17 protein-coding genes are annotated in these 21,611 nt (G+C 56.3%); 4 read left to right on the top strand and 13 right to left on the bottom strand.

Annotated features, from left to right (window positions below; all coding sequences use genetic code 11):
* Positions 1–143 precede the first annotated feature (143 nt).
* The 7 genes from PQU98_RS11940 to rbfA all read right to left on the bottom strand — a co-directional run bounded on the left by PQU98_RS11940 (position 144) and on the right by rbfA (position 6,200).
* Entirely contained in the window at positions 144–815 is a 672-nt protein-coding gene (locus PQU98_RS11940) for a pentapeptide repeat-containing protein (RefSeq protein WP_272745166.1), read from the bottom strand.
* The gene (locus PQU98_RS11935; RefSeq protein ID WP_272745165.1) at positions 805–1,191 is read right to left on the bottom strand and encodes a hypothetical protein; all 387 of its coding nucleotides are present in this window, start codon (positions 1,189–1,191) and stop codon (positions 805–807) included. Before PQU98_RS11935 ends, PQU98_RS11940 begins: the two co-directional genes overlap by 11 nt.
* Complete coding sequence (locus PQU98_RS11930) at positions 1,181–1,747, bottom strand: Panacea domain-containing protein (RefSeq protein ID WP_272745164.1); 567 nt, start codon at positions 1,745–1,747, stop codon at positions 1,181–1,183. Before PQU98_RS11930 ends, PQU98_RS11935 begins: the two co-directional genes overlap by 11 nt.
* Before the next feature lie 226 nt (positions 1,748–1,973).
* Positions 1,974–4,214 carry a polyribonucleotide nucleotidyltransferase gene (pnp, locus tag PQU98_RS11925; RefSeq protein WP_272745163.1) on the bottom strand — a complete coding sequence of 747 codons (2,241 nt, stop codon included), beginning with the start codon at positions 4,212–4,214 and terminating at the stop codon, positions 1,974–1,976.
* A gap of 281 nt (positions 4,215–4,495) precedes the next feature.
* The gene (rpsO, locus tag PQU98_RS11920; RefSeq protein ID WP_272745162.1) at positions 4,496–4,765 is read right to left on the bottom strand and encodes a 30S ribosomal protein S15; all 270 of its coding nucleotides are present in this window, start codon (positions 4,763–4,765) and stop codon (positions 4,496–4,498) included.
* Between the two features lie 23 nt (positions 4,766–4,788).
* Positions 4,789–5,742: a tRNA pseudouridine(55) synthase TruB gene (gene truB, locus PQU98_RS11915; RefSeq protein WP_272745161.1), complete on the bottom strand. Its 954-nt coding sequence runs from the start codon at positions 5,740–5,742 to the stop codon at positions 4,789–4,791.
* On the bottom strand, positions 5,742–6,200 hold the full coding sequence (gene rbfA, locus PQU98_RS11910) for a 30S ribosome-binding factor RbfA (protein WP_272745160.1): 459 nt from the start codon (positions 6,198–6,200) through the stop codon (positions 5,742–5,744). Before rbfA ends, truB begins: the two co-directional genes overlap by 1 nt.
* A 240-nt stretch (positions 6,201–6,440) precedes the next feature.
* Here rbfA and PQU98_RS11905 point away from each other — a divergent pair, with 240 nt between their 5' ends.
* Complete coding sequence (locus tag PQU98_RS11905; RefSeq protein ID WP_272745159.1) at positions 6,441–9,200, top strand: AMP-binding protein; 2,760 nt, start codon at positions 6,441–6,443, stop codon at positions 9,198–9,200.
* A gap of 89 nt (positions 9,201–9,289) precedes the next feature.
* Positions 9,290–10,489 (top strand): DUF418 domain-containing protein, encoded by a 1,200-nt coding sequence (locus tag PQU98_RS11900; protein ID WP_272745158.1) that lies wholly within the window; start codon positions 9,290–9,292, stop codon positions 10,487–10,489.
* On the opposite strand, the gene PQU98_RS11895 is transcribed toward PQU98_RS11900, so the two are convergent.
* The 6 genes from PQU98_RS11895 to rimP all read right to left on the bottom strand — a co-directional run bounded on the left by PQU98_RS11895 (position 10,467) and on the right by rimP (position 18,683).
* Positions 10,467–11,165, bottom strand: coding sequence for a hypothetical protein (locus PQU98_RS11895; protein WP_272745157.1), 699 nt, complete (start codon positions 11,163–11,165; stop codon positions 10,467–10,469). The two genes, PQU98_RS11900 and PQU98_RS11895, sit on opposite strands and share 23 nt — an antisense overlap.
* A gap of 105 nt (positions 11,166–11,270) precedes the next feature.
* On the bottom strand, positions 11,271–12,149 hold the full coding sequence (gene purU / locus PQU98_RS11890) for a formyltetrahydrofolate deformylase (RefSeq protein ID WP_272745156.1): 879 nt from the start codon (positions 12,147–12,149) through the stop codon (positions 11,271–11,273).
* A 130-nt stretch (positions 12,150–12,279) separates the two neighbouring features.
* Positions 12,280–15,447, bottom strand: coding sequence for a translation initiation factor IF-2 (infB, locus tag PQU98_RS11885; protein ID WP_272745155.1), 3,168 nt, complete (start codon positions 15,445–15,447; stop codon positions 12,280–12,282).
* A gap of 182 nt (positions 15,448–15,629) precedes the next feature.
* The gene (locus PQU98_RS11880) at positions 15,630–16,397 is read right to left on the bottom strand and encodes an RNA-binding protein (protein WP_272745154.1); all 768 of its coding nucleotides are present in this window, start codon (positions 16,395–16,397) and stop codon (positions 15,630–15,632) included.
* The gene (nusA, locus tag PQU98_RS11875) at positions 16,372–18,012 is read right to left on the bottom strand and encodes a transcription termination factor NusA (RefSeq protein ID WP_272745153.1); all 1,641 of its coding nucleotides are present in this window, start codon (positions 18,010–18,012) and stop codon (positions 16,372–16,374) included. Before nusA ends, PQU98_RS11880 begins: the two co-directional genes overlap by 26 nt.
* On the bottom strand, positions 18,009–18,683 hold the full coding sequence (rimP, locus tag PQU98_RS11870) for a ribosome maturation factor RimP (protein ID WP_272745499.1): 675 nt from the start codon (positions 18,681–18,683) through the stop codon (positions 18,009–18,011). Before rimP ends, nusA begins: the two co-directional genes overlap by 4 nt.
* A gap of 270 nt (positions 18,684–18,953) precedes the next feature.
* Here rimP and murJ point away from each other — a divergent pair, with 270 nt between their 5' ends.
* Together murJ and trpS are read left to right on the top strand one after the other, a co-directional pair.
* Entirely contained in the window at positions 18,954–20,543 is a 1,590-nt protein-coding gene (murJ, locus tag PQU98_RS11865; RefSeq protein ID WP_303649560.1) for a murein biosynthesis integral membrane protein MurJ, read from the top strand.
* Between the two features lie 4 nt (positions 20,544–20,547).
* Positions 20,548–21,552, top strand: a complete 1,005-nt coding sequence (trpS, locus tag PQU98_RS11860) for a tryptophan--tRNA ligase (RefSeq protein WP_272745152.1) — start codon at positions 20,548–20,550, stop codon at positions 21,550–21,552.
* Positions 21,553–21,611: the final 59 nt, after the last annotated feature.

Here is a 21,611-nt window from a genome sequence, read left to right as displayed (position 1 = left end):
TTTCCAGTTACAGCTATGTCACCCTAAGGTAACGGCGTTTGCGTAGCCGGTTTTTATATGGGTCACAAGCTATTTGCGGTTGATGATAACGCTTACCTTACGCTACGGAAACCTAAACCGGTTTAAGGATACCGGTCTATAGCTTATAGCACTTTCAGGCCCAGTTCGGACAGAAGTTCTGCGGCCTGAGCGCGCGAAATCGTTGCCCCTTTGAAGCGGCGGGCATCCTCAAGGCGCACCCCGCCAATGTCCGTCCCGCGCAGATCAGCCCCTTCAAAGCGGGCATTGTCCAGAATGGCGTCGCGGAGGGAGCAGTCCTCAAACACCGCTTTTCTGAAATCGCAGCGTTGCAGATCGGCATTGTGCATATCCAGCGATTTCAGCGTCTGCTTGCTGAACGAAAACCCGCGCAAATGAGCATCGTTCAGGCGACACTCTTCAAAGGTCACATCAATATTGCGACTGTCGCTGAAATTCGCACCCGTCAGTTTGCAGCGTTTAAAGACGGCTTGCGGCAGGATCGCACCCTTGAATGAGGTGTTATTGAAATCGCAGGCGGTGAATTGCGCTTCGGTCAGATCAGCGGAGGTAAAATCGGCCTGCCCGCCCTTGCAGCCGATGAACTGAGCATGTTCCAGCTTGGCGGATTTGAATTTGGTTTTACGCAGGATACAGTCCTCAAACACCCAGCCGTTGAGGATAAAATCCGACAGATCGGCCTCTTCGATCTCACAGCCGATAAGCTTTACCGGCTCGCCCTTATTGGCCAGCAGCAATATCGCGCCCCGGTCGAGGATTTGGTCTTTAATTGTCATCAAGCACTATTTCACGCGGTTCTGGCGGTAAGACATGATGAGAAGACACCATATCTTTAATTTTCTTTTGGACAGATTTTATGAGCAAACCCATATTTCGATCCGGGTCTTTGATTGCTGAATTTACAGATACTTCTGAAAGTTCTTCAAAAGTAGTCGTATCTATATAACTCGTATGTGACAAAAAATGCGCTTCAAAGTTACCAATTTCAACAGCGAGATTCTTAGCTTTTCTAAAGGCCGGCGGGTCGCTATTTATGAAGAAAAACCAGCCCTTTTTAGCGTCTATTACAATACAAAATTTATTGTGTGGTTGCGCTAAGTGGGCGCACCATATCTTTAATACAGTCCATTTCGGTGGAAAATTAGACGACAATCCGCACGCGCCTATCAGTAAGAGACGCAATAGCTGTTTCTCGATCTTCTTCGGGAAGTTCGTTTAGCCAAGTGGCTGGATTCATAACAGAAGCCTCTGAAATCTCCCAAGCTTCTTCCCATGCTTCGTCATGAGATATCCGTGTTAACTCCGAGAACGGCATCTTCCCATATTTATTTAAAGCAGTAAGAAGATAATCCTTATCGCTTCCCGATAGATGTCTGAGTTCGCCATTTGAGATAGAGTTAATATGCTGCTTTTTACCGTGCTTTTTTATTTGAATATGTGAATGAAAATTATCTAGAACTTCGTCAGGTAAATCAGAGTGTTCATTTAACAAGTCGCGTATAGATGATGGTACAGGCCCGTATTCCATAGCGATGTATCGGTCACCAGTAACCGGGCGACCGTAGTCTAGCATATGTTCTTTGTCGGCAAAGTAGCATACTTTACCTACGTAATATTGAGTAATTCCATTTTGATGGCGAGCCAAAAAGTCGACCGCTTCAATGGCCTTATCCCAATTAATTCGAAAACGGATTCGTTGCTGGTTCATGATAACAATTTTTACGCGCCTATAGCACGTTCCCCTAATGTACCAACATATAATGATTTGAATAAAAAATCACTAGGGGGGATTGATTTTTTCTCGATTTAGAGTCCGCGAGTCGCTACAACAAAGCTTAACCAAAAAAGAAAGGCGACCCCAAACGGAATCGCCTTTCGATTATCCTTACCCGTTCAGCCTTGCCAAGCTAACGGGTGCAGGGTCTAAGACCCTATTAATCACGGCGCGGACGGCGCGGTGGACGGCGGTCGCCGCGATCACCACGGTCGGAGCGCTCGGCACGTTCTTCCGACGGCACTTCTTCACCGGCCTCGATACGGGCCGCGCGTTCAGCCGCCAGCTTTTCAGTCAGGTCTTCGCCAGTTGCCTGATCGACCACCTTCATCGACAGCTTGGTCTTGCCGCGATCGTCAAAGCCCATGAACTTGACCTTGACTTCGTCGCCTTCTTTCAGAACGTCAGCGACGGTTGCCACCTTTTCGTTCTTGATCTGGGAGACGTGGACCAGGCCGTCCTTAGCACCGAAGAAGTTCACGAACGCGCCGAAATCGACGACCTTCACGACCTTACCGTTATAGATGGCGCCGACTTCGGGTTCAGAGGCAATCGACTTGACCCACTCGCGGGCGGCGTCGATCTTGGACTGCTCAGAGGCCGAGATCTTGATGGTGCCGTCGTCAGCGATGTCGATCTTCGCGCCGGTCTTTTCGACGATTTCGCGAATAACCTTACCGCCGGTGCCGATCACTTCACGGATCTTGTCGGTCGCGATCTTGATGGTTTCGATCTTAGGCGCAAACTCACCCAGCTCTTCACGGGCACCGGAAATGGCCTTGTTCATTTCCCCAAGGATGTGCAGACGGCCTTCGTTGGCCTGACGCAGCGCCTTGGTCATGATTTCCTCGGTGATGCCGGGAACCTTGATGTCCATTTGCAGCGAGGTGATACCGTTGACGGTACCGGCGACCTTAAAGTCCATGTCGCCCAGATGATCTTCGTCACCCAGAATATCCGACAGAACCGCAAAGCCGTCTTTTTCCAGGATCAGGCCCATAGCAATACCCGATACCGGCGACTTCAGCGGCACACCGGCATCCATCAGCGCCAGCGACGTACCACATACCGTGGCCATCGAGGATGAACCGTTGGACTCAGTGATTTCAGAGACCACGCGCACGGTGTACGGGAACTCTTCCGCCGACGGCAGCATCGGACGGATCGCCCGCCAGGCCAGCTTACCGTGACCGATTTCGCGACGGCCGGGCGAGCCCATACGGCCGGTTTCGCCCACCGAGTACGGAGGGAAGTTATAGTGCAGAAGGAACTTTTCTTTGTAGGTGCCTTCCAGGCTGTCGATGAACTGCTCATCATCGCCGGTGCCCAGGGTGGCGACGACGAGTGCCTGAGTTTCACCGCGGGTGAACAGGGCCGAACCGTGGGTGCGCGGCAGGACGCCGACTTCCGACACGATCTGACGAACCTTATCGACCGGACGACCGTCAACGCGGCGGCCATGATCGATGATGTCACGACGCAGAACGTCGGCTTCACATTCCTTGAAGGCCGAACCGAAGATGGCGGCATCGACGCCGTCCGGGTTTTCGTCGGACTTCACCAGAGCCGCAGAGGCCTTTTTCTTGGCATCACCGACCGCATTGCGGCGCTGTTCCTTAGCCTGATGGGTATAGGCTTCGCGGATGTCGTTGCCGACCAGACCCTTGATCTGGGTGACGACCTCTGAGAAGTCTTCGGCTTCGAACTCGAACGGCTCTTTGGCCGCGTGGTCGGCCAGTTCGATGATGGCATCGATGACCGGCTGCATACCGGCATGGGCGAACATCAAGGCACCCAGCATCTTGTCTTCCGACAGTTCCTGAGCCTCAGATTCCACCATCATAAGGGCGTCTTGCGTTCCGGCAACCACCAGATCAAGCGAGGATTCCTTGGTTTGATCCACGGTCGGGTTCAGCACGAACTCGCCGTCGATCACAGCCACGCGGGCACCACCGATAGGGCCCATGAACGGCACGCCCGACAGGGTCAACGCCGCTGAGGTCGCGACCATCGCCAGAATGTCGGGATCATTTTCCATGTCGTGCGACAGGACAGTGACCACAACCTGAACTTCGTTCTTAAAACCCTTAACGAACAGCGGGCGGATCGGACGGTCGATCAGACGCGACACCAGGGTTTCTTTTTCAGATGGCCTGCCTTCGCGCTTGAAATAACCACCGGGGATCTTGCCGGCGGCGAAGGTCTTTTCCTGATAGTTGACGGTCAGCGGGAAGAAATCCTGCCCCGGCTTTGGCGAACGTGCGTACACGACCGTGGCCAAAACGGTGGTTTCACCGTAGGTGGCGAGGATCGCAGCATCTGCCTGACGCGCGATACGGCCGGTCTCAAGGGTCAGCTTACGGCCAGCCCAGTCAATTGTTTTTCTTTTGATATCAAACATGTATTTTTCTTTCAGTTCCCATCAGGCCCATTCCCAATGGTGCGAAGCGCTTTCCGAAAAGTGCTCTTTGTTGTTTTGGCGGTTTTCGGAATCGAAAGCGCGACATTTTAGTGTGCATCGATATTTAACTATGCCCGCGCCCCATATCGCATTTTACGCGAAAGTTCCATTGAACTTTTTAGTGAGGAGCCGGGCGAAGCTGGCTTCGCGGTGATGATACGCGAATAGCAAAAAGGGCTTGAGGTTTGGCCCCAAGCCCTTTTGTGATTTTACCGCAAGGATTAGCGGCGGATACCCAGAGTCTCGATGATCGCCTTATAGCGCTCAGTGTCACGAGAAATGAGGTAGTCCAGAAGACGACGACGCTGCGAAACCATCTTCAGAAGGCCGCGGCGGCTGTGGTTGTCTTTTTTGTGCGTCTTGAAGTGTTCGGTCAGGTTGGAAATCCGCTCAGTGAGGATTGCAATCTGGACTTCAGCGCCACCCGTATCAGCTTCGCTGCGGGCGTGGGTATGGATCAGTTCGGCCTTACGGTCGGGAGTGATCGACATCGTGTTTCTCCATCATTAGAGAGTTAAGGATTAAGAATCCGGGTGGGCCATAGCTGACCTGCCCGTAATTCGCACAGGGCCTGAACCTCGCCTTCGTGACGCGCCTGAACGGTTCTTAAGTGTTCTTTGCGACCCGCCTGATGACGAATTTCAAAGGCACTTTTGAGCCATTCCACCTGACGCGGCAGAAGGGTCAAAGCCTGACCCCGCTTGAGCCTGAAAGCCTCATCTTCGGTCACAGGCAACGCCGGGATGTCGTCCAGCGCCGTCTCAACCGCAAGCAAAGCCTCCAAGGAGGCGGCTCTATGCACCATTTCCAAAAGGTTTTCCAGTGTTTTTGTGTTGGTCAGGTCAAACGCCCCAACCCGCTCCCGGCGCAGGAACGACACATGGCCGCACGCCCCCAGATCAAGACAGATATCACGGGCCAGCGAGCGTACATAGGTGCCCTTGCCGCAGTGGAGTATAAACTCGGCCTCATCAGCACTGATTATGGCTTCCAGTCGCAGGTCAAAGACCCGCACGGTGCGCGCCTCCAGCTCCACCTCGATACCGTCGCGGGCCAGATCATAGGCGCGCTTACCGTCAACCTTGATCGCCGAAAAGGCCGGCGGCACCTGCTCAATGTCGCCCACATAGGCGGGCAAAACCTTAACGATCGCCACCTCATCCGGGCGCACATCCGACGTGGCCGTGACCGCACCCTCAGCGTCATAGGTGTTGGTGGTCTGACCCCATTTGATGCGGAACCGGTAAACCTTATCGGCCTCCATCAGATAGGGTACGGTCTTGGTCGCCTCACCCAGCGCAATCGGCAAAATCCCCGACGCCAGCGGATCAAGCGTTCCGGCATGACCGGCCTTCTGGGCATTAAACAGCCGGCGGATTTTAGAGACCGCGTCGGTCGATCCCATGTCATAGGGCTTATCGAGACAGACCCAGCCGCTGACCGGATCGCCTTTTTTAGTGCGACCCATCAGTCTTCGTCGTCTTCTTCGTGCGCCAAATCCTGCGCCACTTCCGGGCGGGAGAACAGCGCATTGAGGCGCGAGGCTTCGTTAAAGCTTTCGTCGTGCAGGAATTTCAGATCGGGCGTAAACTTCATGTCGATCATGCGACCCAGCACGCCGCGCATAAACTTGGCATGACGGTTCAGCGCATCAATGGCAGGCCCCACCTTCTCAGGTGCCACACCGGTCAGCAAACCCGCCCCCAGCGGTTCGACAAACACAGTCGCATGACGCAGGTCAGGCGAACAGCGCACTTCGGTCACGGTGATCGATACCCCGTGCAGGGCTTCGTCGTGGATTTCTTCTTCGCGCAGGATTTCAACCAGCGCGTGGCGAACCAGTTCCCCGGCGCGCAATTGTCGCTGAGAGGGGCCTAAGCTTTCAGCCTTTTGGCCTTTGCCGGATGTATAAGATGCTCGTTTCATCCGCGCCTTATAAATCATTTTCATTAAAGCGCATCCAAAAAGTATCAAACCGCTTTTAGGGCCACATCCTCATCTATGTTGCACCGCCGAGATATTTCTGCTTTTTAAGATGTGTAGGGTAATGATTACCGCATAAAGCGTAACCGACGGAAAACTTCTAAAATTCCCGATATTTAATACGGCTCTTGGTATGGGAATTGCACAAACCACGATCCAATACGCCCGACACCGGATTATCGCATGGCAACCGCCTCGTTTTTCAGTTTGACACACCCCTCACGCTCGATCGCTCTGATCGAGGGTGATGTCAAAATCAGCTATGGCGACCTGTCGGCACGCTGCGATCAACTGGCCGGACACCTGAAAGGCGCCTTGCCGGATCAGAAGGCACTGGTGTTTCTGGGCGTACGCAATGATGCCAAATCCGTGGTGCGGTATCTGGCCTGTCTGCGAGCCGGCTATGCGGTTCATCTGTATTCGGACTATGAGCCGGCGCGTCTGGACGATCTGATTGCCCGCTATAATCCGCATTTCGTGATCCGCCCAGAAGACTCTGACGGCAACATTACGGTGCGCCACACGCAAGGTCTGGGCCTGCATCCGGACGTCAGTGTGCTGTTGTCAACATCAGGCTCAACCGGCACCGCTAAACTGGTCAAGCTGTCGGTTAAGAACCTGCAGGCCAATGCCCGATCAATTACACAATATCTTGAACTGACGGCCAAAGACCGCGCTCTGCTTAATCTCAAGTTCAGCTATTCTTTTGGCCTGTCGATCCTGCACAGCCATCTGTTGTGTGGCGGATCGGTCGCCCTGAGCGAAGCCTCGTTCACTGATCCCGAACTCTGGCAGGCGGTTGAAGCACACAAGGTGACCGGATTATCTGGTGTGCCCTATAGCTTCGAAGTTCTGGAACGCAGCCGCTATCTCGATAATCTGAAAACCCTGCGCTATGTCACCCAGGCGGGCGGTAAACTGTCGCCCGCACTGGTTACCCGTTATACCGAACTCAGCCAACAACAGGGCTGGAAGTTCTTTGTGATGTATGGCCAGACCGAGGCCGCCCCGCGCATGGCCTATCTGCCGCCGGACATGGCCCATCAGCATCCGGACTGTATCGGCCGCGCCATCCCCGGTGGGCGCCTGTGGCTCAAGTCAGAGGACGGCACTGAGATCACTGCACCTGATATGCCCGGTGAACTGGTCTATGAAGGCGATAATGTGATGATGGGCTATGCGGAAAGTCTGCCCGATCTTGCCCATGACGAGCGGCTTCCTCACCTCCTGACCGGGGATATTGCCTGCCGGAACGCGGACGGCCTGTTCTATATCATCGGTCGCGCCAAGCGCTTTATCAAACCCTTCGGCGTGCGGCTTAACCTTGATGATGTCGAGCAAAGACTGCAGGAGCGTTTAGGCGAGGTTGCCTGCACCGGCACGGACGATAAGATTGTCATCGCCACCACCGCCGAGACCGACACAGACGCTTTGAGCGCATGGGTCAGTGAAACCTATAAACTGCCGGCCTTTATGGTCTCAGTGCTTAAACTTGACGCTATGCCGCGGCTGTCCAACGGTAAAACCGATTATCAGGCTCTGTTGCGCCAGGCCGAAAGCCCAAAGGCAGCAGCCAATGACTACTCGGCACCCAAGTCACGCTGGGCCAGCATTGAAGCCATATATGCGGCTCTGTCCGGTGCCAAAGCGCTGGATGGCAGTTCCACTTTTGCGTCCCTATCCGGGGATTCACTGTCCTATGTGCAGATCTCTCTGGCGATTGAGGACTATCTCGGCTTCCTGCCTGAAGACTGGGAATTGCAGACCATAGATGCCCTCGAAGCTATGAGGGGTCAGATCGTGCGCGAATCTGCGGGCAACCGGCTTCATTATCTCAATACCTGCCGCGTACTTATGCTGCTGATGGGCATCCCTTATCACGCGGCTATGGTCTTCAGCGAACATAAGGACTGGCTGATCACCTCAGCTCACACTTCGCATTTTGCCACTATTTTTGCCGCCTTGACCCACAGCTTTCGGATGTTTGCGTTCTTTTTCATCAGCGGATGTTTCTCGCTGCTGATCCTGAAGCGGACCGAGGTCAGAAAATGGTTCGACCGGCAATTCGTGCGTCTGGGTGTCCCCGTCGTTTTGGGCAGCCTGCTGCTGGCCCCGCTTGAAATGGCGGCCATCGCCATAACCCCCGGCCGGGAGGGCCCGCCGGCTTTCGAGTATTGGCTGAGCATGGTCACAACCCTGTCGCCGCAATGGGTCACCCACCGCTGGTTCCTGATTACGCTTTTGGCTCTGATTGGCCTTTTGGCGCTATTCTGGGCGGCTCATAAGCGCGGCCTGACCGGCCACCTGGCGCAGCGCTTTCTTGATAAGGTCAGCACCAAACCCAATCTGGTCTGGTGCCTGATGCTGGTCTTTCTGTCTGGCTGGGGCCTTGGGCTGGCGGCTTTGGGCCGGATTTTGAGCGCGGAACATGACCTGCTGTTTGGTGTGTATGAGTATCGTTCGATCCTGGCGTTCGGCCCGGCCTTCTTTTTGGGCGCCATATTGGCAAGCCAGCCCAAGCTGCTTGACTGGTTTCTCAAACCCTCAGCATTTGCCTATATCCTGGGGGCGGCACTGATTTGTGTGTTTGTATATTACGACCACTCTCAAACCTTCATCGGTAAGATCGCTCAGAACATTAACTGGCTGCCCTGCGGACTATTGGGGACGCAGATTTTCCTCAGCCTGATGCACAAGTGGGCCAATAAACCCCATCCGATGGTGGCGCGGCTGCTGGATGCCTCGTTTGTTATCTATCTGTGGCACATGGTGTTTGTGCTGGTGTTCAGTGGTATATGTCTTAAGCTGGATATCGAACCGATCCTGTCGATTGCCCTGACCACCACAGGCACACTGATCTGTTCGTGGGGCGTTTATATGGGCATTGCCCGCTCAAAAACCTTAAGCTTTATCTTCAACGGCGGGCCACTGCGGACGGTTTGACCCCGTCTGGCCCGACGCTCCAAATCCTGTTATACGGCTAAAAAAGCGCCCGCATTAGTCAGGCGGAATAACAGATATGGGGAAACACCGTGGCGCCGACCAAACCTGAATTCACCCCGCGGATGGAGGGCCTAGACGCCCTGCGCGGCTTTGCCCTGTTTGGGCTGTTCATCGTCCATATGCCTGAGCTTTATGAGCTTTACTGGGCCCATCCGGTGACCGATCCGGCCCAGCTTATCTGGCACGATATCATATTCACTATCTTTGCCGGTAAGGCCTTTGCCCTGCTGGCACTGTGTTTTGGGGTATCGTTCTTCATAATCATGGATCGCTCCGCCCAAAAGGGTGTTGATTTCACCGGCCGGTTTATCTGGAGACTGGTCGTTTTATTCCTCATTGGCTGTGCGCATGCGGTCTGGTATCGCGGCGATGTGCTGCAGGTTCTGGCCGTTATGGGCCTGTTTCTGCTGCCATTTTACCGTCTGAAATCCAACGCCGTGATCATTACCATCGGCGTGTTTTTCTTGGCTCAGCCTTTGATGTGGGCGCAAATTATCAGCGGCCTGAATGGTGCCGAATGGGCCAATCAACCCCTGAAGTTCTGGAGCGCAAAGATTCCTGAAGTGTATTTAAGCGGCGGATTTAGCGATACCATCGCCATGAATATCACCGACGGCCATGCGTTTAAGTGGTTGTTTATGTACGAATCCGGCCGCCTCAGCCAGATTTTGGGTCTGTCCCTGATCGGCATGGTACTGGGCCGGATCGGCTTTTTCCGCGAGCCCTCGCGGTTTGTGAAAGCTCGCGTGATCGGACTGGTCATCGCCATTGTGACAGCCCTGACGCTTTATCACGTTCGGGGTTCAGTTACCGGGTTGATGCCCGCGTCAGAGGCCATGTTCATGCCTCGCAGCCTGTTTGGATCGGTTGTCTCCAGCCTGTTTGACCTGAGCGTTATGGCGGCACTTATGCTGGGTTTCATGAGCCTGTATTACAGCCTTGCCCACAAGGCGCTCAACGTTCTGGCTCCAGCCGGGCGGATGACTCTGACGCTTTATGTCGCACAATCGCTGATTTTCGTACCGGTATTTTATGGTTATGGCCTTGGGATGCACGCCACCATGACCCAGTCGGAAGCTATACTGATCGGGCTGGCTGCCTTCGCCGCTCAGGTCGGCTTTGCCCATCTTTGGTTTAAGGCATTCCTGTACGGCCCGCTGGAATGGCTGTGGCGTGCGGCGACCTATCTGACAATAAAAGTGCCGTTCAAGAGGTCAGAAACGCCCTGAGCGGCACATATAGACCCAGCCGGTTATTCCACGCCGCCCGCTGCATCAGTGCATTCAGCCAGGCCACATAGGCCTGTGCCATCATGAACGACAAATCGTAGTACGAGCGGATCATATCGCTTACGGCATCGGCCTGAGCGACAGGAGTTTCTATCTCTGCAACAACGGGCTGAAAACGGATCGGTTGCACAGGCACATCCTCAACCGCGCTTAGTCCCACCAACAGAGCATGCCGAACATATGCTTCCAACCCCTCACCATCATAGGCCCTGAAATGTAGTTCGGCCTCCGGCTGGGTCTGCCGTCCTGCATCAAAGGCATAATAGGCGAGGATCGCCCGGCACATCGCCATATCATAGGTATGCTGGATGCGGCCCTTATGGCTCATGACACGGTGAGGGCTTGAGCGGTTTTCATTCACCGTTTCAAGCCGCGCCTTAATCGCCCGGATGCGCGGCTTATCAGTTTGCCAGTCGGTACTGATCGTGCCGATATGTGCATTCTGAACCCCGCACAGGCGCGCCAGACCGCGCTGAGTGAGATAAAGACTGTCATCGCTGAGGCAGCCCATACCGACGCCATCATATTCGCCGTAAAGCGTTATATAAAGATTTGAAATCTGGGGTTGTTTTCGCTTACGCCCTTTTTTTACAACCGTTATGACGGCATCGGACATGATATTAGGCCCCTCTGTATGGGGCCGATACTGCAACGCCAAATTGCGCCTGACAAGAGCATTTAACCGCTTATTAAGAGAATCTTTTGCGTCCGCTCACACGGTTCAGGAGAAGACCACCGTTTTACTGCCATTGATAATCACCCGGCGCTCAGAGTGCCAGGTCACGGCCCGCGCCAGCACGCGCGCCTCAATATCCTGACCGATGGCCACCAGTTGTTCCGGTGTATGACCGTGGTGAACACGCTGAACGTCCTGCTCAATAATCGGGCCTTCATCGAGGTCAGAGGTAACGTAATGCGCCGTCGCCCCGATGATCTTTACCCCGCGCTGATGGGCCTGATGGTAGGGCTTGGCGCCCTTGAATGACGGCAGGAACGAGTGGTGGATATTGATGCAGCGGCCATCCAGCTTACGGCTCATTTCATCCGACAGAATCTGCATGTAACGCGCCAGCACCACCAGATCGACATGATGGTCATCGATCAGTTTCAGGAACTGCGCTTCCTGTTCGGCCTTGGTGTCTTTGGTGATCGGCAGATGGACATAGGTCAGGCCGTTCCATTCAACAAAGGAGCGCATGTCTTCGTGGTTTGAGACCACCGCCGCGATATCGACCGGCAGCAAACCCGCCCGCCAGCGGTGCAGCAGCTCATAAAGGCAGTGGCCGAATTTCGACACAGCAATCAGAACCTTGGGCTTGACGCTTAGGTTATGGATTTTCCATTCCATGCTGAATCGATGCGCGATGGGCTTAAACCCTTCTTCAAGAATCTGCATCGGCGGCATCCGCCCGCCCGCCTGACGGAACACGACCCGGACATAGAATGTGTCACCCTGCGCGTCGTTAAACTGGTTCGACTCGACGATCGAAATGTCATTGTCGTTCAGATAGCCCGACACCGCCGCGACAATACCGCGCGTATCCGGGCATTTGATGATCAGGACGTAATGAGACGGATCGAAAAAGGTCGTATCAGGCACAGGCGTATTCCAAAGGTTTGTCCCGCTATAGCAGGCAAATCTTGCGAAAAGTCAAAGGTTTCAAATGAAAGAAAAAAGGCGTGGGGTCACAGACCCCACACCCCTTAATTTTAGGCTTAACTTTTTAAGACTAGAGACTGCGCTTGATCTCTTCGACCGTAAAGCATTCGATAAAGTCACCGGCCTTGAGATCCTGGAAGCCATTGAAGGCCATACCGCATTCCTGACCGACCACGACCGAGTTGACCTCATCCTTAAAGCGCTTGAGCGTCGAAAGCACACCCATTTCCTGAATGACGACGTTGTCGCGCAGGATACGCACACGCGCCCCCTTCTCGACCCGGCCTTCGGTGACGCGACAACCCGCAACCTTACCGACCTTGGAGATGTCAAACACCTCAAGGACTTCGGCATTGCCGAGGAAGGTTTCGCGCTGGATCGGCGCCAGCATGCCCGACAGCACGCCCTTGATGTCATCGATCAGGTCGTAGATGATCGCATAATAGCGGATTTCCACGCCTTCACGTTCGGCCAGATCACGCGCCTGCTTGGAAGCCCGCACGTTAAAGCCGATGATCGGAGAGTTAGAACCCTTGGCCAGTTGGACATCCGATTCCGTAATCGCACCGGCACCCGAATGGATGATACGGGCACGAACTTCGTCGGTCGCCAGCTTATCGAGCGAGCCGATAATCGCTTCGGTCGAGCCCTGAACATCCGATTTGATGATCAGCGGCAACTCTTTCAGCTTCTTATCCTGCAACTTCGACATCATGTCGGTCAGAGAGACGGCACCCACCGGAGCCACCATCTTTTCGCGACGCAGACGTTGACGATACTCGGTAATTTCACGGGCACGGGCGTCATTTTCGACCACGGCCAGCGTATCACCGGGATCGGGTGCCCCATCAAGGCCCAGGATTTCGACAGGCTCAGACGGCCCCGCCTCAGCCAGTTGTTCATTGCGCTCATTGATCAGGGCGCGCACGCGGCCCCAGCTTGAGCCGGCCACCACGATATCGCCACGCTTCAGCGTACCGCGCTTGACCAGAACCGTCGCCACCGGACCCCGGCCCTTGTCGAGCTTGGCTTCAATGACCACGCCTTCGGCAGTACGGTCAGGATTGGCGCGCAGGTCAAGCACTTCGGCCTGAAGCAACAGGGCTTCGATCAGATTATCAAGGCCCAGACCGGTCTTGGCCGAGACTTCGATAATCTGTGTATCACCACCCAGCGATTCCACCACGACTTCGTGTTGCAGAAGTTCATTGATGATGCGCTGCGGGTTGGCTTCGTGCTTATCCATCTTGTTGACGGCTACGATCAGCGGCGTCTTGGCGGCACGGGCATGGTTGATGGCCTCAATCGTCTGCGGCATGACGCCGTCATCGGCGGCAACGACCAGCACCACGATATCGGTGACATTAGCACCACGGGCACGCATGGCCGAGAAGGCGGCGTGACCTGGGGTATCAAGGAAGGTGACCTTTTCACCCGCCGGCAAACGCACCTGATAGGCGCCGATATGCTGAGTGATGCCACCGGCTTCACCCGCTGCCACATCGGCCTTGCGCAAAGCATCCAGAAGCGAAGTCTTACCGTGGTCAACGTGACCCATGACGGCCACAACCGGCGGCCGCACAACGGTGTCATCATCGTGGTCTTCGGCGTCGATAAAGCCTTCTTCGACATCGGATTCAGACACGCGCTTAACGGTGTGACCAAATTCGGTCGCGACCAGTTCAGCCGTGTCGGTATCAATAATGTCGTTGATCTTGAGCATCATGCCCTGCTTCATCAACATCTTGATAATATCGACGGCACGAACCGCCATACGGTTGGACAGCTCCTGAACGGTAATGACGTCAGGAATGACCACTTCACGGGCGGTGCGGGTCTGTTCGGCCTGTGAGCCCTTACGCTTTTCACGCTCACGTTCACGCGCACGGCGCACCGACGCCAGTGAACGCATCCGGTCAGCCGAGCCCTCATCGTCACCGACAACGGCTTGCAAGGTCAGGCGGCCTTCGCGGCGCTTAGGTTCACCACGGGTTTGCGAGACGGCCTTGACGGGCGCGCCCGCCTTGCCACGCTTGCCGCGGGCATCATCATCTTCACCGACACGGCCACGGACATCGGCAGGCTTACCAGCAGGCACCGCACCCCGCGATGAGCGGATACGATCAACCTCAGGCGTCGCCGGCGCATTGGCCGAAACGCCTGTGCCAGGACGCGGCGGACGCGGTGAATTGGCCGAATAGCGGACGGTTTCACCGGCGGCCGGACGCGGTCCACGATCGCCCTGCGGACGATCACGGTTAAACGGCGGACGATCACCCTGAGGGCGGTCACCTTGCGGACGGTCGCGATTAAACGGTGGACGATCGCCTTGCGGACGATCACGGTTAAATGGCGGACGGTCACCTTGGGGCCGATCGCCTTGCGGACGATTGCCCTGATAACCCGGACGATCCCCTTGCGGGCGATCGCGGTTAAACGGCGGGCGATCGCCTTGAGGCCGGTCGCCTTGCGAACGATTGCCCTGATAACCAGGACGATCCCCTTGAGGACGATCGCCCTGAGGACGGTCGCGGCCACCTTGATAGGTCGTGGTTGGCCGGTCACCCTGATGACGATCGCCTTGCGGACGATCATTACGGCTGTCGGGCGTGCGCTGATCATAGCGCGGACGCGGTTGATCTTCGCGTGGCGCACGGGCCGGACGCGACAGGGCCTGATCGATAGCCGGATTGAGCTGAACCGAAGGCGCTTCCGCCTTAACGGGCTCAGGAGCCGGAGTCGGGGTCGGCGCGGCTACCGGCGCAGGTGCCTCCGACTTAACAGGTTCGGCGGCTGCGGGCTTTGAGGCCTCTTCGGCGGCGCGGCGGGCGGCATCGGCCTGCTGGCGCTGGCGTGTTTCAGCCTCACGACGATCCTGATCGGCACGGGCCTGCTCGATCACGCGGCGACGCGCATCCAGCTCTTCCTGACGCAAGCCGCCGGGATTGCCGCCTTGGGCAGGGCGCGGCGCGGACTGAGGGCGTGGCTGGCCCTGATTTTGAGTGTTTTGCGGCTTGGTTGCGGCCATATTGCCTTCAATACGCGATCCGCCACCGGCGGGCGGCGGCGTACCGATGCGGCGCTTGGTTTCCACCACCACGGTCTTGGAGCGGCCGTGGCTGAAGCTTTGCTTCACCGTGCCGGTCGACACACTGCCGCCGACACGCGGCTTCAAGGTGAGAGGTGCCCGTGTATTGTCGCCTTTCGGCCCATCGTTCTTATCGTTCGCGTCGCTCATTCGCTAGCTTATAATCCTTTTGGAAACGAAGATCGTTTCGCTCAACTACCCATCCGCAAAAATTGCCAAAATGCGAGCCATAGCCCGCCCAGGCAATGAATTGTGGCGTTCTTACTGCCTTGAGCCTCAAAATACTAGGCATAATAGGCCCAAGGTCGATAATTCATCCGCACGTCGGCGTATTAATCAGGTGCTGTGGCTTGCGCACCCTCCGTATAGTTCCAGTGTGGCGGTACGAGCGACGCAAACCCTGACAGGCGCGTCACTTCGTGCTTCCAGCGCCTGATGCGCTTACCGTTCACCAGCGCCAGATGGACCGCGTTCTCAAGGCCCAGCGCCAGACTTAGCTCGTCATTACTGAATAGTCCGCACACTTTGGGCGAAACCGAAGCCCCACTACCCACAGCCCTAGCCAGCGCCAAAATCTTTGAACGTCCATCATCGGCACTGTCCGTCGCTTCAATCAGCCATGTCGCCTTACCGGAGCGGATGGCCGCCATGACTTTTTCAAAGCCTGAGATAATCTCGCCTTCACGGCGCGCCATCCCCAGCAAGTCAAGACACCGCCTGCGCAACAGATGACATACCGTATCCGACAGATCAGCATTGGCCCTGACCTGACGCTTAGCCGCCCGGGCAAACAGGTTTTTCTTGACGGCCAGATCAAGGCTGTCACGCGACGCCTTAACCCACAGGCCGCGACCCGGCAGCTTTTGCAACAGATCCGGCGTCACCTGCCCATCGGGGCCAATGACAAAACGGATCAGGCCCGCAACATCCGCCGCTTCACCAGAGGCAATGTCACGACGCTTCAGCCCCTTCACATGGGCAGGCTCGCACAGGATTTCAACCCCATCTTCGGCAATCCGTTCAAAATCGGACGCCGAAGACAGGTTCGTATCAGACTGAGAGGTTACAACCGGATCATTGTTCGGTTTCGGCGACGTCATCTGCGGTCGCGCTCCCTTCATCGTCATAGGACTCAGGTTCAGCCTCGACTTCCGGGGCTTCGATCCAGCCAGCGGCGACGCGAGCATTGAGGATCAGGCTTTCCGCGTCCGGTACCGACAGGCTGAAGCTTTCCAGCGCACCAGCCACCTTAACCCGGTCAGCGCCGCGCTGCTCATAGCCACCGCGGATTTCGTCGGTCGCCAGATCGGCCAGATCCTCAACCGTCTTCACACCCGCTTCACCGAGCGCCACAGCCATAGCGAGCGTGATGCCATTAACGGTCAGCAGATCGTCATCGACACCCAGAGCGACACGCTTGGCATCCAGCTCCGCCACTTCTTTTTCAAGGAAATCACGGGCACGGGCCTGAAGCTCGGAGGCGGTATCTTCGTCAAAGCCTTCGATGACGGCGATTTCATTTTCATCGATATAGGCCAGATCTTCGACCGTGGTGAAGCCTTCGGTCACCAAAAGCTGAGCGATAACCTCATCGACATCAAGCGCTTCCTGGAACAGGGCCGTGCGTTCGGCAAATTCCTTCTGACGGCGCTCAGAGTCTTGCGATTCGGTGATGATATCAACCTGCCAACCGGTAAGCTGCGACGCCAGACGCACGTTCTGGCCGCGGCGGCCGATGGCGAGTGACAGTTGCTCATCCGGCACCACCACTTCAACGCGGTCTTCTTCTTCGTCCAGAACCACCTTCGACACTTCGGCAGGCGCCAGAGCGTTCACGATAAAGGTCGCGTCATCCGGCGACCACTGGATGATATCAACCTTTTCGTTTTGCAGTTCGGCGACGACCGCCTGAACACGCGAACCGCGCATACCGACGCACGCCCCGACCGGATCGATAGAGCTATCATTCGAGAACACGGCCATCTTGGCACGCGAACCGGGGTCACGCGACACCGACTTGATTTCAATCACGCCGTCATAAACTTCCGGCACTTCCTGGGCAAACAGTTTGGCCATGAAGCCGCCATGCGCCCGCGACAGCATGATCTGCGGGCCCTTGGTCTCACGGCGCACGTCATAGATATAGGCGCGGATACGGTCATTGATCTGGAAAGCTTCACGCGGAATCGACTGATCGCGGCGCATGATGCCTTCGCCACGGCCCAGATCGACAACGACATTACCATATTCGACGCGCTTGACGGTGCCGTTGACGATTTCGCCGACGCGATCCTTAAATTCGTCATACTGACGCTCACGTTCAGCTTCGCGCACCTTATGGGTGACGACCTGACGGGCCATCTGGGTCTGGACACGGCCCAGCTCAAACGGCGGCAGAACCTCTTCGTAAGACTTGCCGACAAAGGCTTCTTTGTCGTCTTTCAGGGCGTCGGTCAGAGATTTTTGAGCGTATTCGTTTTCCAGCTCTTCGTCCGGCACGACCGTGACATAACGGGTGATGGTCATTTCACCGGTACGGGCATCGATGTGCACGCGGATATCATGATCGGCGCCGTAACGCGACCGGGCAGCCTTTTGAATGGCTTCTTCGATCGATTCGATCACCACATCCTTGCTGATCTGCTTTTCACGCGCAACCGCATCGGCAATTTGCAGCAGTTCAAGGCGGTTGGCGCTAATTCCGGTAAAGCTCATGGCTTTGTTCCCTCTTGGTCATCGTCGTCGTCGCCGAAGTCGTCATCATCGAACGCTTCGTCGTCAAACTCTTCTAAATCGTCATCGTCGTTGGCAAAGACACCATCATCGCCATCGTCAAAATCGTCGTCTTCCTCACCGGCCTCGCGACGGGCGGCAGCTTTTTCAGCCCCCTCCTTCATCAGTTCGTCGGTCAGGATCAGCTTGGCATCAACCACCCAGGCAAACGGCATGAGCGCTGTTTCCTCTTCGCCTTCAAGGTCGATCGCCACATGATCGTCTTCGATACCCGCCAGAATACCGCGAAAGCGCTTGCGGCCCTCGGCCAGCCGATCAAGCTCGATACGGGCCTCATAGCCCTCATAGGTCTCAAAATCCTTAAGGCGGGTCAGCGGCCGGTCGATACCGGGCGAAGACACCTCAAGGATATACTCACCCGTGATCGGATCAGCTTCGTCCATATAGGCCGAAATAGCGCGCGACAGACGTGCGCACTGATTGACATTGATATCGCCGTCAGACTTGCGCTCGGCCATGACCTGCAACCGGCGCGCGCCCCCCGGCGTATTGGAACCCATCAGACGCACCCGCACGATATCAAGGCCCAGTGCCTCGGCAATCGGCTCGAATATCTCGATAAGCTTACGATCTTCGGTCGTTTTGGCGCGCACGCGGTTTACGGTCTCCATTAAGTTCCGGCTGGCTTGGTTGCCCTATTTTTAGTTGTGCTAACGCTTCGCTCTTTGAGCACTAGACAACAAAAAAGCGGCTGGCCGTTCTATGGGCCGCCGCCGATGGCCCGAAGGCATCCGGTCGATGTTGACCCTTCTATAGACCTGCATTTCGTTTTTGCCAAGCGATTTCAATCCGCAGTGCGATCAAACTTGCAGGGGTCGGGCTTTTATGATTTGGCTGAAGCCTCAATTTATGGACGCATTGCCTTGTCTCAGCCAGAAGTTCCGGCCCCAAAATCGACGGGCCTTGTCAAGTCGTCGATGATTTTTTCAGGCTTTACCCTGATTAGCCGGTTTATGGGACTGGCGCGGGATCTGGTGGTCTCGGCCGCCCTTGGAGCCTCGGGCAATATCATGGCCGATGCCTATTATACGGCCATCAGCTTCCCCAACCTGTTCCGTCGCATCTTTGCCGAAGGGGCCTTTACCGCCGCCTTTGTACCCGCCTATTCGCAGGTTTTGGAAAAGGACGGTAAGGACGCCGCCGATAAACTGGCGCGCGACGCTCTGGCGACCGTGACCGCCTTTACCATTGCCCTCACCCTTGTGATCCAGCTTGCCATGCCGTGGGTGATGCAGGTCTATTCCTCGCCCTACATGGACAACCCGGAAAAGTTCAACTGGGCCGTCTTGCTGACTCAGATCACCATGCCCTATCTGCCGTGCATGGTGATCGTGGCTCTGCTGTCAGGCGTGCTGAATGCCCGTGGCCGGTTTATCCTGTCGGCGGTCGTGCCGACCATCATGAACCTGTTTATGCTGGTTGCGGTCATACCGTTCCGCCATAACCCGCAGGACGCCGCCGTCGCCCTGTGCTGGGCCGCCGCCGCTTCCGGCGTGGCTCAGGCCGCCCTGCTGGTCTGGGGTTGCCGCCGCACAGGTGCGAAGATCGGCTTTGCTGTGCCGACGCTGAACCCCGAAATCAAAGCCCTGATAATGCTTGCCATACCGGGCGCACTGGCGGCGGCGGCCACCCAGATCAATATCTTTGTGTCGCAATGGTTTTCGGCCAATGTCGATGGGGCGCGGGCGTGGATGAACTATGCCGACCGGCTTTATCAGTTGCCGCTTGGTCTGGTCGGCGTGGCTATCGGCGTGGCCCTGCTGCCAACCTTGTCCCGCGCGGTTCAGGCCGCCGATCATGACCGCGCCCAAAGCGCTATGGACGAAGCCGTCGTCTTTTCCATGGCCCTGACCCTGCCCGCCACCGCCGCCCTGATGGGGATGCCGTTTTTCCTGATCGACGGCCTGTTTACCCGCGGTGAGTTCACTACTCACGATGCAGTCATGACCGGTAAGCTATTGTTCCATTACGGCTGGGGCGTGCCGGCCTTTGTGCTGACGCGGGTGCTTACCCCGGCCTTTTTTGCACGTAAGGACACACGCGGCCCCATGAAGTTTGCCTTTGCCTCGGTCGCCATCAATATCGCCCTGTGCTTTGGCCTGTTTCCGGTTGTGGGGGTCGAAGGCCTCGTGATCGCCACCTCAGTCTCGGCCTGGGTCAATGTGTTTCTGATGGTCGTAACGCTTATGCGCCGCAACACATGGTCACCGACCTTAAGGGCGCAGGCATCTCTGTTCAAAATCGGCCTCGCCGGCCTTGGCATGGCCGCCTTCTGCGCCGCTGCCAGCTATTTCCGCGCGGTCATTGAATCGCCTCTGCCCCAGATCGCGGCTAAGGAAATCGCCATTTTAGGCGTTTGTTTCGCCGGCGTTTTGGTTTATGGCCTGTTGCTGCTCATTACCGGCGCGGTCCGCCCGGCCGATCTCAAACGCATAGTGAAACGACAAAAGTAATCTCATGGCTACGCAACGCATTCTGTCCGGCATTCAGGCGTCCGGTTCGCTCCACCTCGGCAACTATCTGGGCGCGCTCAAGAAGTTCGCCGACATGCAGGCTTTGGATGCCGAGCGTTACTACATGATCGCCGATTTGCACGCCATCACCGTCTGGCAGGACCCGGCACAGCTTTTGTCGCAAACCCGAGAAATCGCCGCCTGTTATCTGGCCGCAGGCGTTGATCCGGCCAAGTCTGTCATCTTCCCGCAATCAGCGGTACCGGGCCATGTTGAACTGGGCTGGTTGTTTAACTGTGTGGCGCGCCTTGGCTGGCTCGACCGCATGACCCAGTTCAAGGATAAGGCCGGTAAGGACAAAGAGCGCGCCTCGATCGGGCTCTATACCTATCCGGTGCTGCAGGCCGCCGATATCCTGTTGTACAAAGCCACCCACGTTCCGGTCGGCGAAGACCAGCGCCAGCACCTTGAGTTGACCCGCGACGTCGCCAAAAAGTTCAATCACGACTACAAGGTCGATTACTTCCCATTGCCTGAAACCCTCTATCAGGGGCCGGGCGCGCGCATCATGTCGCTGAGGGATGGCACGGCCAAGATGTCGAAATCCGATCCTTCCGATAATTCGCGCATCAACCTGACCGACGATGCCGACACCATCGCCTCCAAGATCAAAAAGGCCAAGTCCGATGCCGATGCCCTGCCGTCCGAAGAGGCGGGCCTCGAAGGCAGGGCGGAAGCTAAAAATCTGGTCGGTATCTATGCCGCCCTGGCCGGTGTGTCGGTGACGGATGTTTTGGCCGACTTTGGCGGTAAGGGCTTTGGCGCGTTCAAACCGGCCTTGGCTGAGGTGGTGGTGGACAAGATGTCGCCCATCTCTGAGCGTCTGCGCAGCCTATTGAACGATCCGGCCGAAATCGACCGCGTGCTCCGCGCCGGTGCCGATAAGGCCAATGAAGTCGCTGCACCAGTGGTGGCTGAGACCAAGAAAATCATCGGTTTGTGGGGATAACGAGTCTCGCATTAAAGTTTCGGCCCTTCGGGCTAAATACTTGAATGCGGATTTAGAAA

It is taken from the genome of Asticcacaulis machinosus, from assembly GCF_028550435.1.
In the GTDB taxonomy this organism is placed as follows: Bacteria; Pseudomonadota; Alphaproteobacteria; order Caulobacterales; family Caulobacteraceae; genus Asticcacaulis; species Asticcacaulis machinosus.
Note: the sequence above shows the minus strand (reverse complement) of the source record. Positions and strands in the feature narration are given on the sequence as shown.

Bases quoted from the DNA above. Each gene is read 5' to 3' on its own strand.
- pnp (WP_272745163.1), bottom strand. From the start codon at position 4,214: ATGTTTGATATCAAAAGAAAAACAATTGACTGGGCTGGCCGTAAGCTG.
- truB (WP_272745161.1), bottom strand. From the start codon at position 5,742: ATGGGTCGCACTAAAAAAGGCGATCCGGTCAGCGGCTGGGTCTGTCTC.
- PQU98_RS11880 (WP_272745154.1), bottom strand. From the start codon at position 16,397: ATGACGTCGCCGAAACCGAACAATGATCCGGTTGTAACCTCTCAGTCT.
- PQU98_RS11930 (WP_272745164.1), bottom strand. From the start codon at position 1,747: ATGAACCAGCAACGAATCCGTTTTCGAATTAATTGGGATAAGGCCATT.
- rpsO (WP_272745162.1), bottom strand. From the start codon at position 4,765: ATGTCGATCACTCCCGACCGTAAGGCCGAACTGATCCATACCCACGCC.
- nusA (WP_272745153.1), bottom strand. From the start codon at position 18,012: ATGAGCTTTACCGGAATTAGCGCCAACCGCCTTGAACTGCTGCAAATT.
- PQU98_RS11895 (WP_272745157.1), bottom strand. From the start codon at position 11,165: ATGTCCGATGCCGTCATAACGGTTGTAAAAAAAGGGCGTAAGCGAAAA.
- rbfA (WP_272745160.1), bottom strand. From the start codon at position 6,200: ATGAAACGAGCATCTTATACATCCGGCAAAGGCCAAAAGGCTGAAAGC.
- infB (WP_272745155.1), bottom strand. From the start codon at position 15,447: ATGAGCGACGCGAACGATAAGAACGATGGGCCGAAAGGCGACAATACA.
- trpS (WP_272745152.1), top strand. From the start codon at position 20,548: ATGGCTACGCAACGCATTCTGTCCGGCATTCAGGCGTCCGGTTCGCTC.
- PQU98_RS11905 (WP_272745159.1), top strand. From the start codon at position 6,441: ATGGCAACCGCCTCGTTTTTCAGTTTGACACACCCCTCACGCTCGATC.
- PQU98_RS11940 (WP_272745166.1), bottom strand. From the start codon at position 815: ATGACAATTAAAGACCAAATCCTCGACCGGGGCGCGATATTGCTGCTG.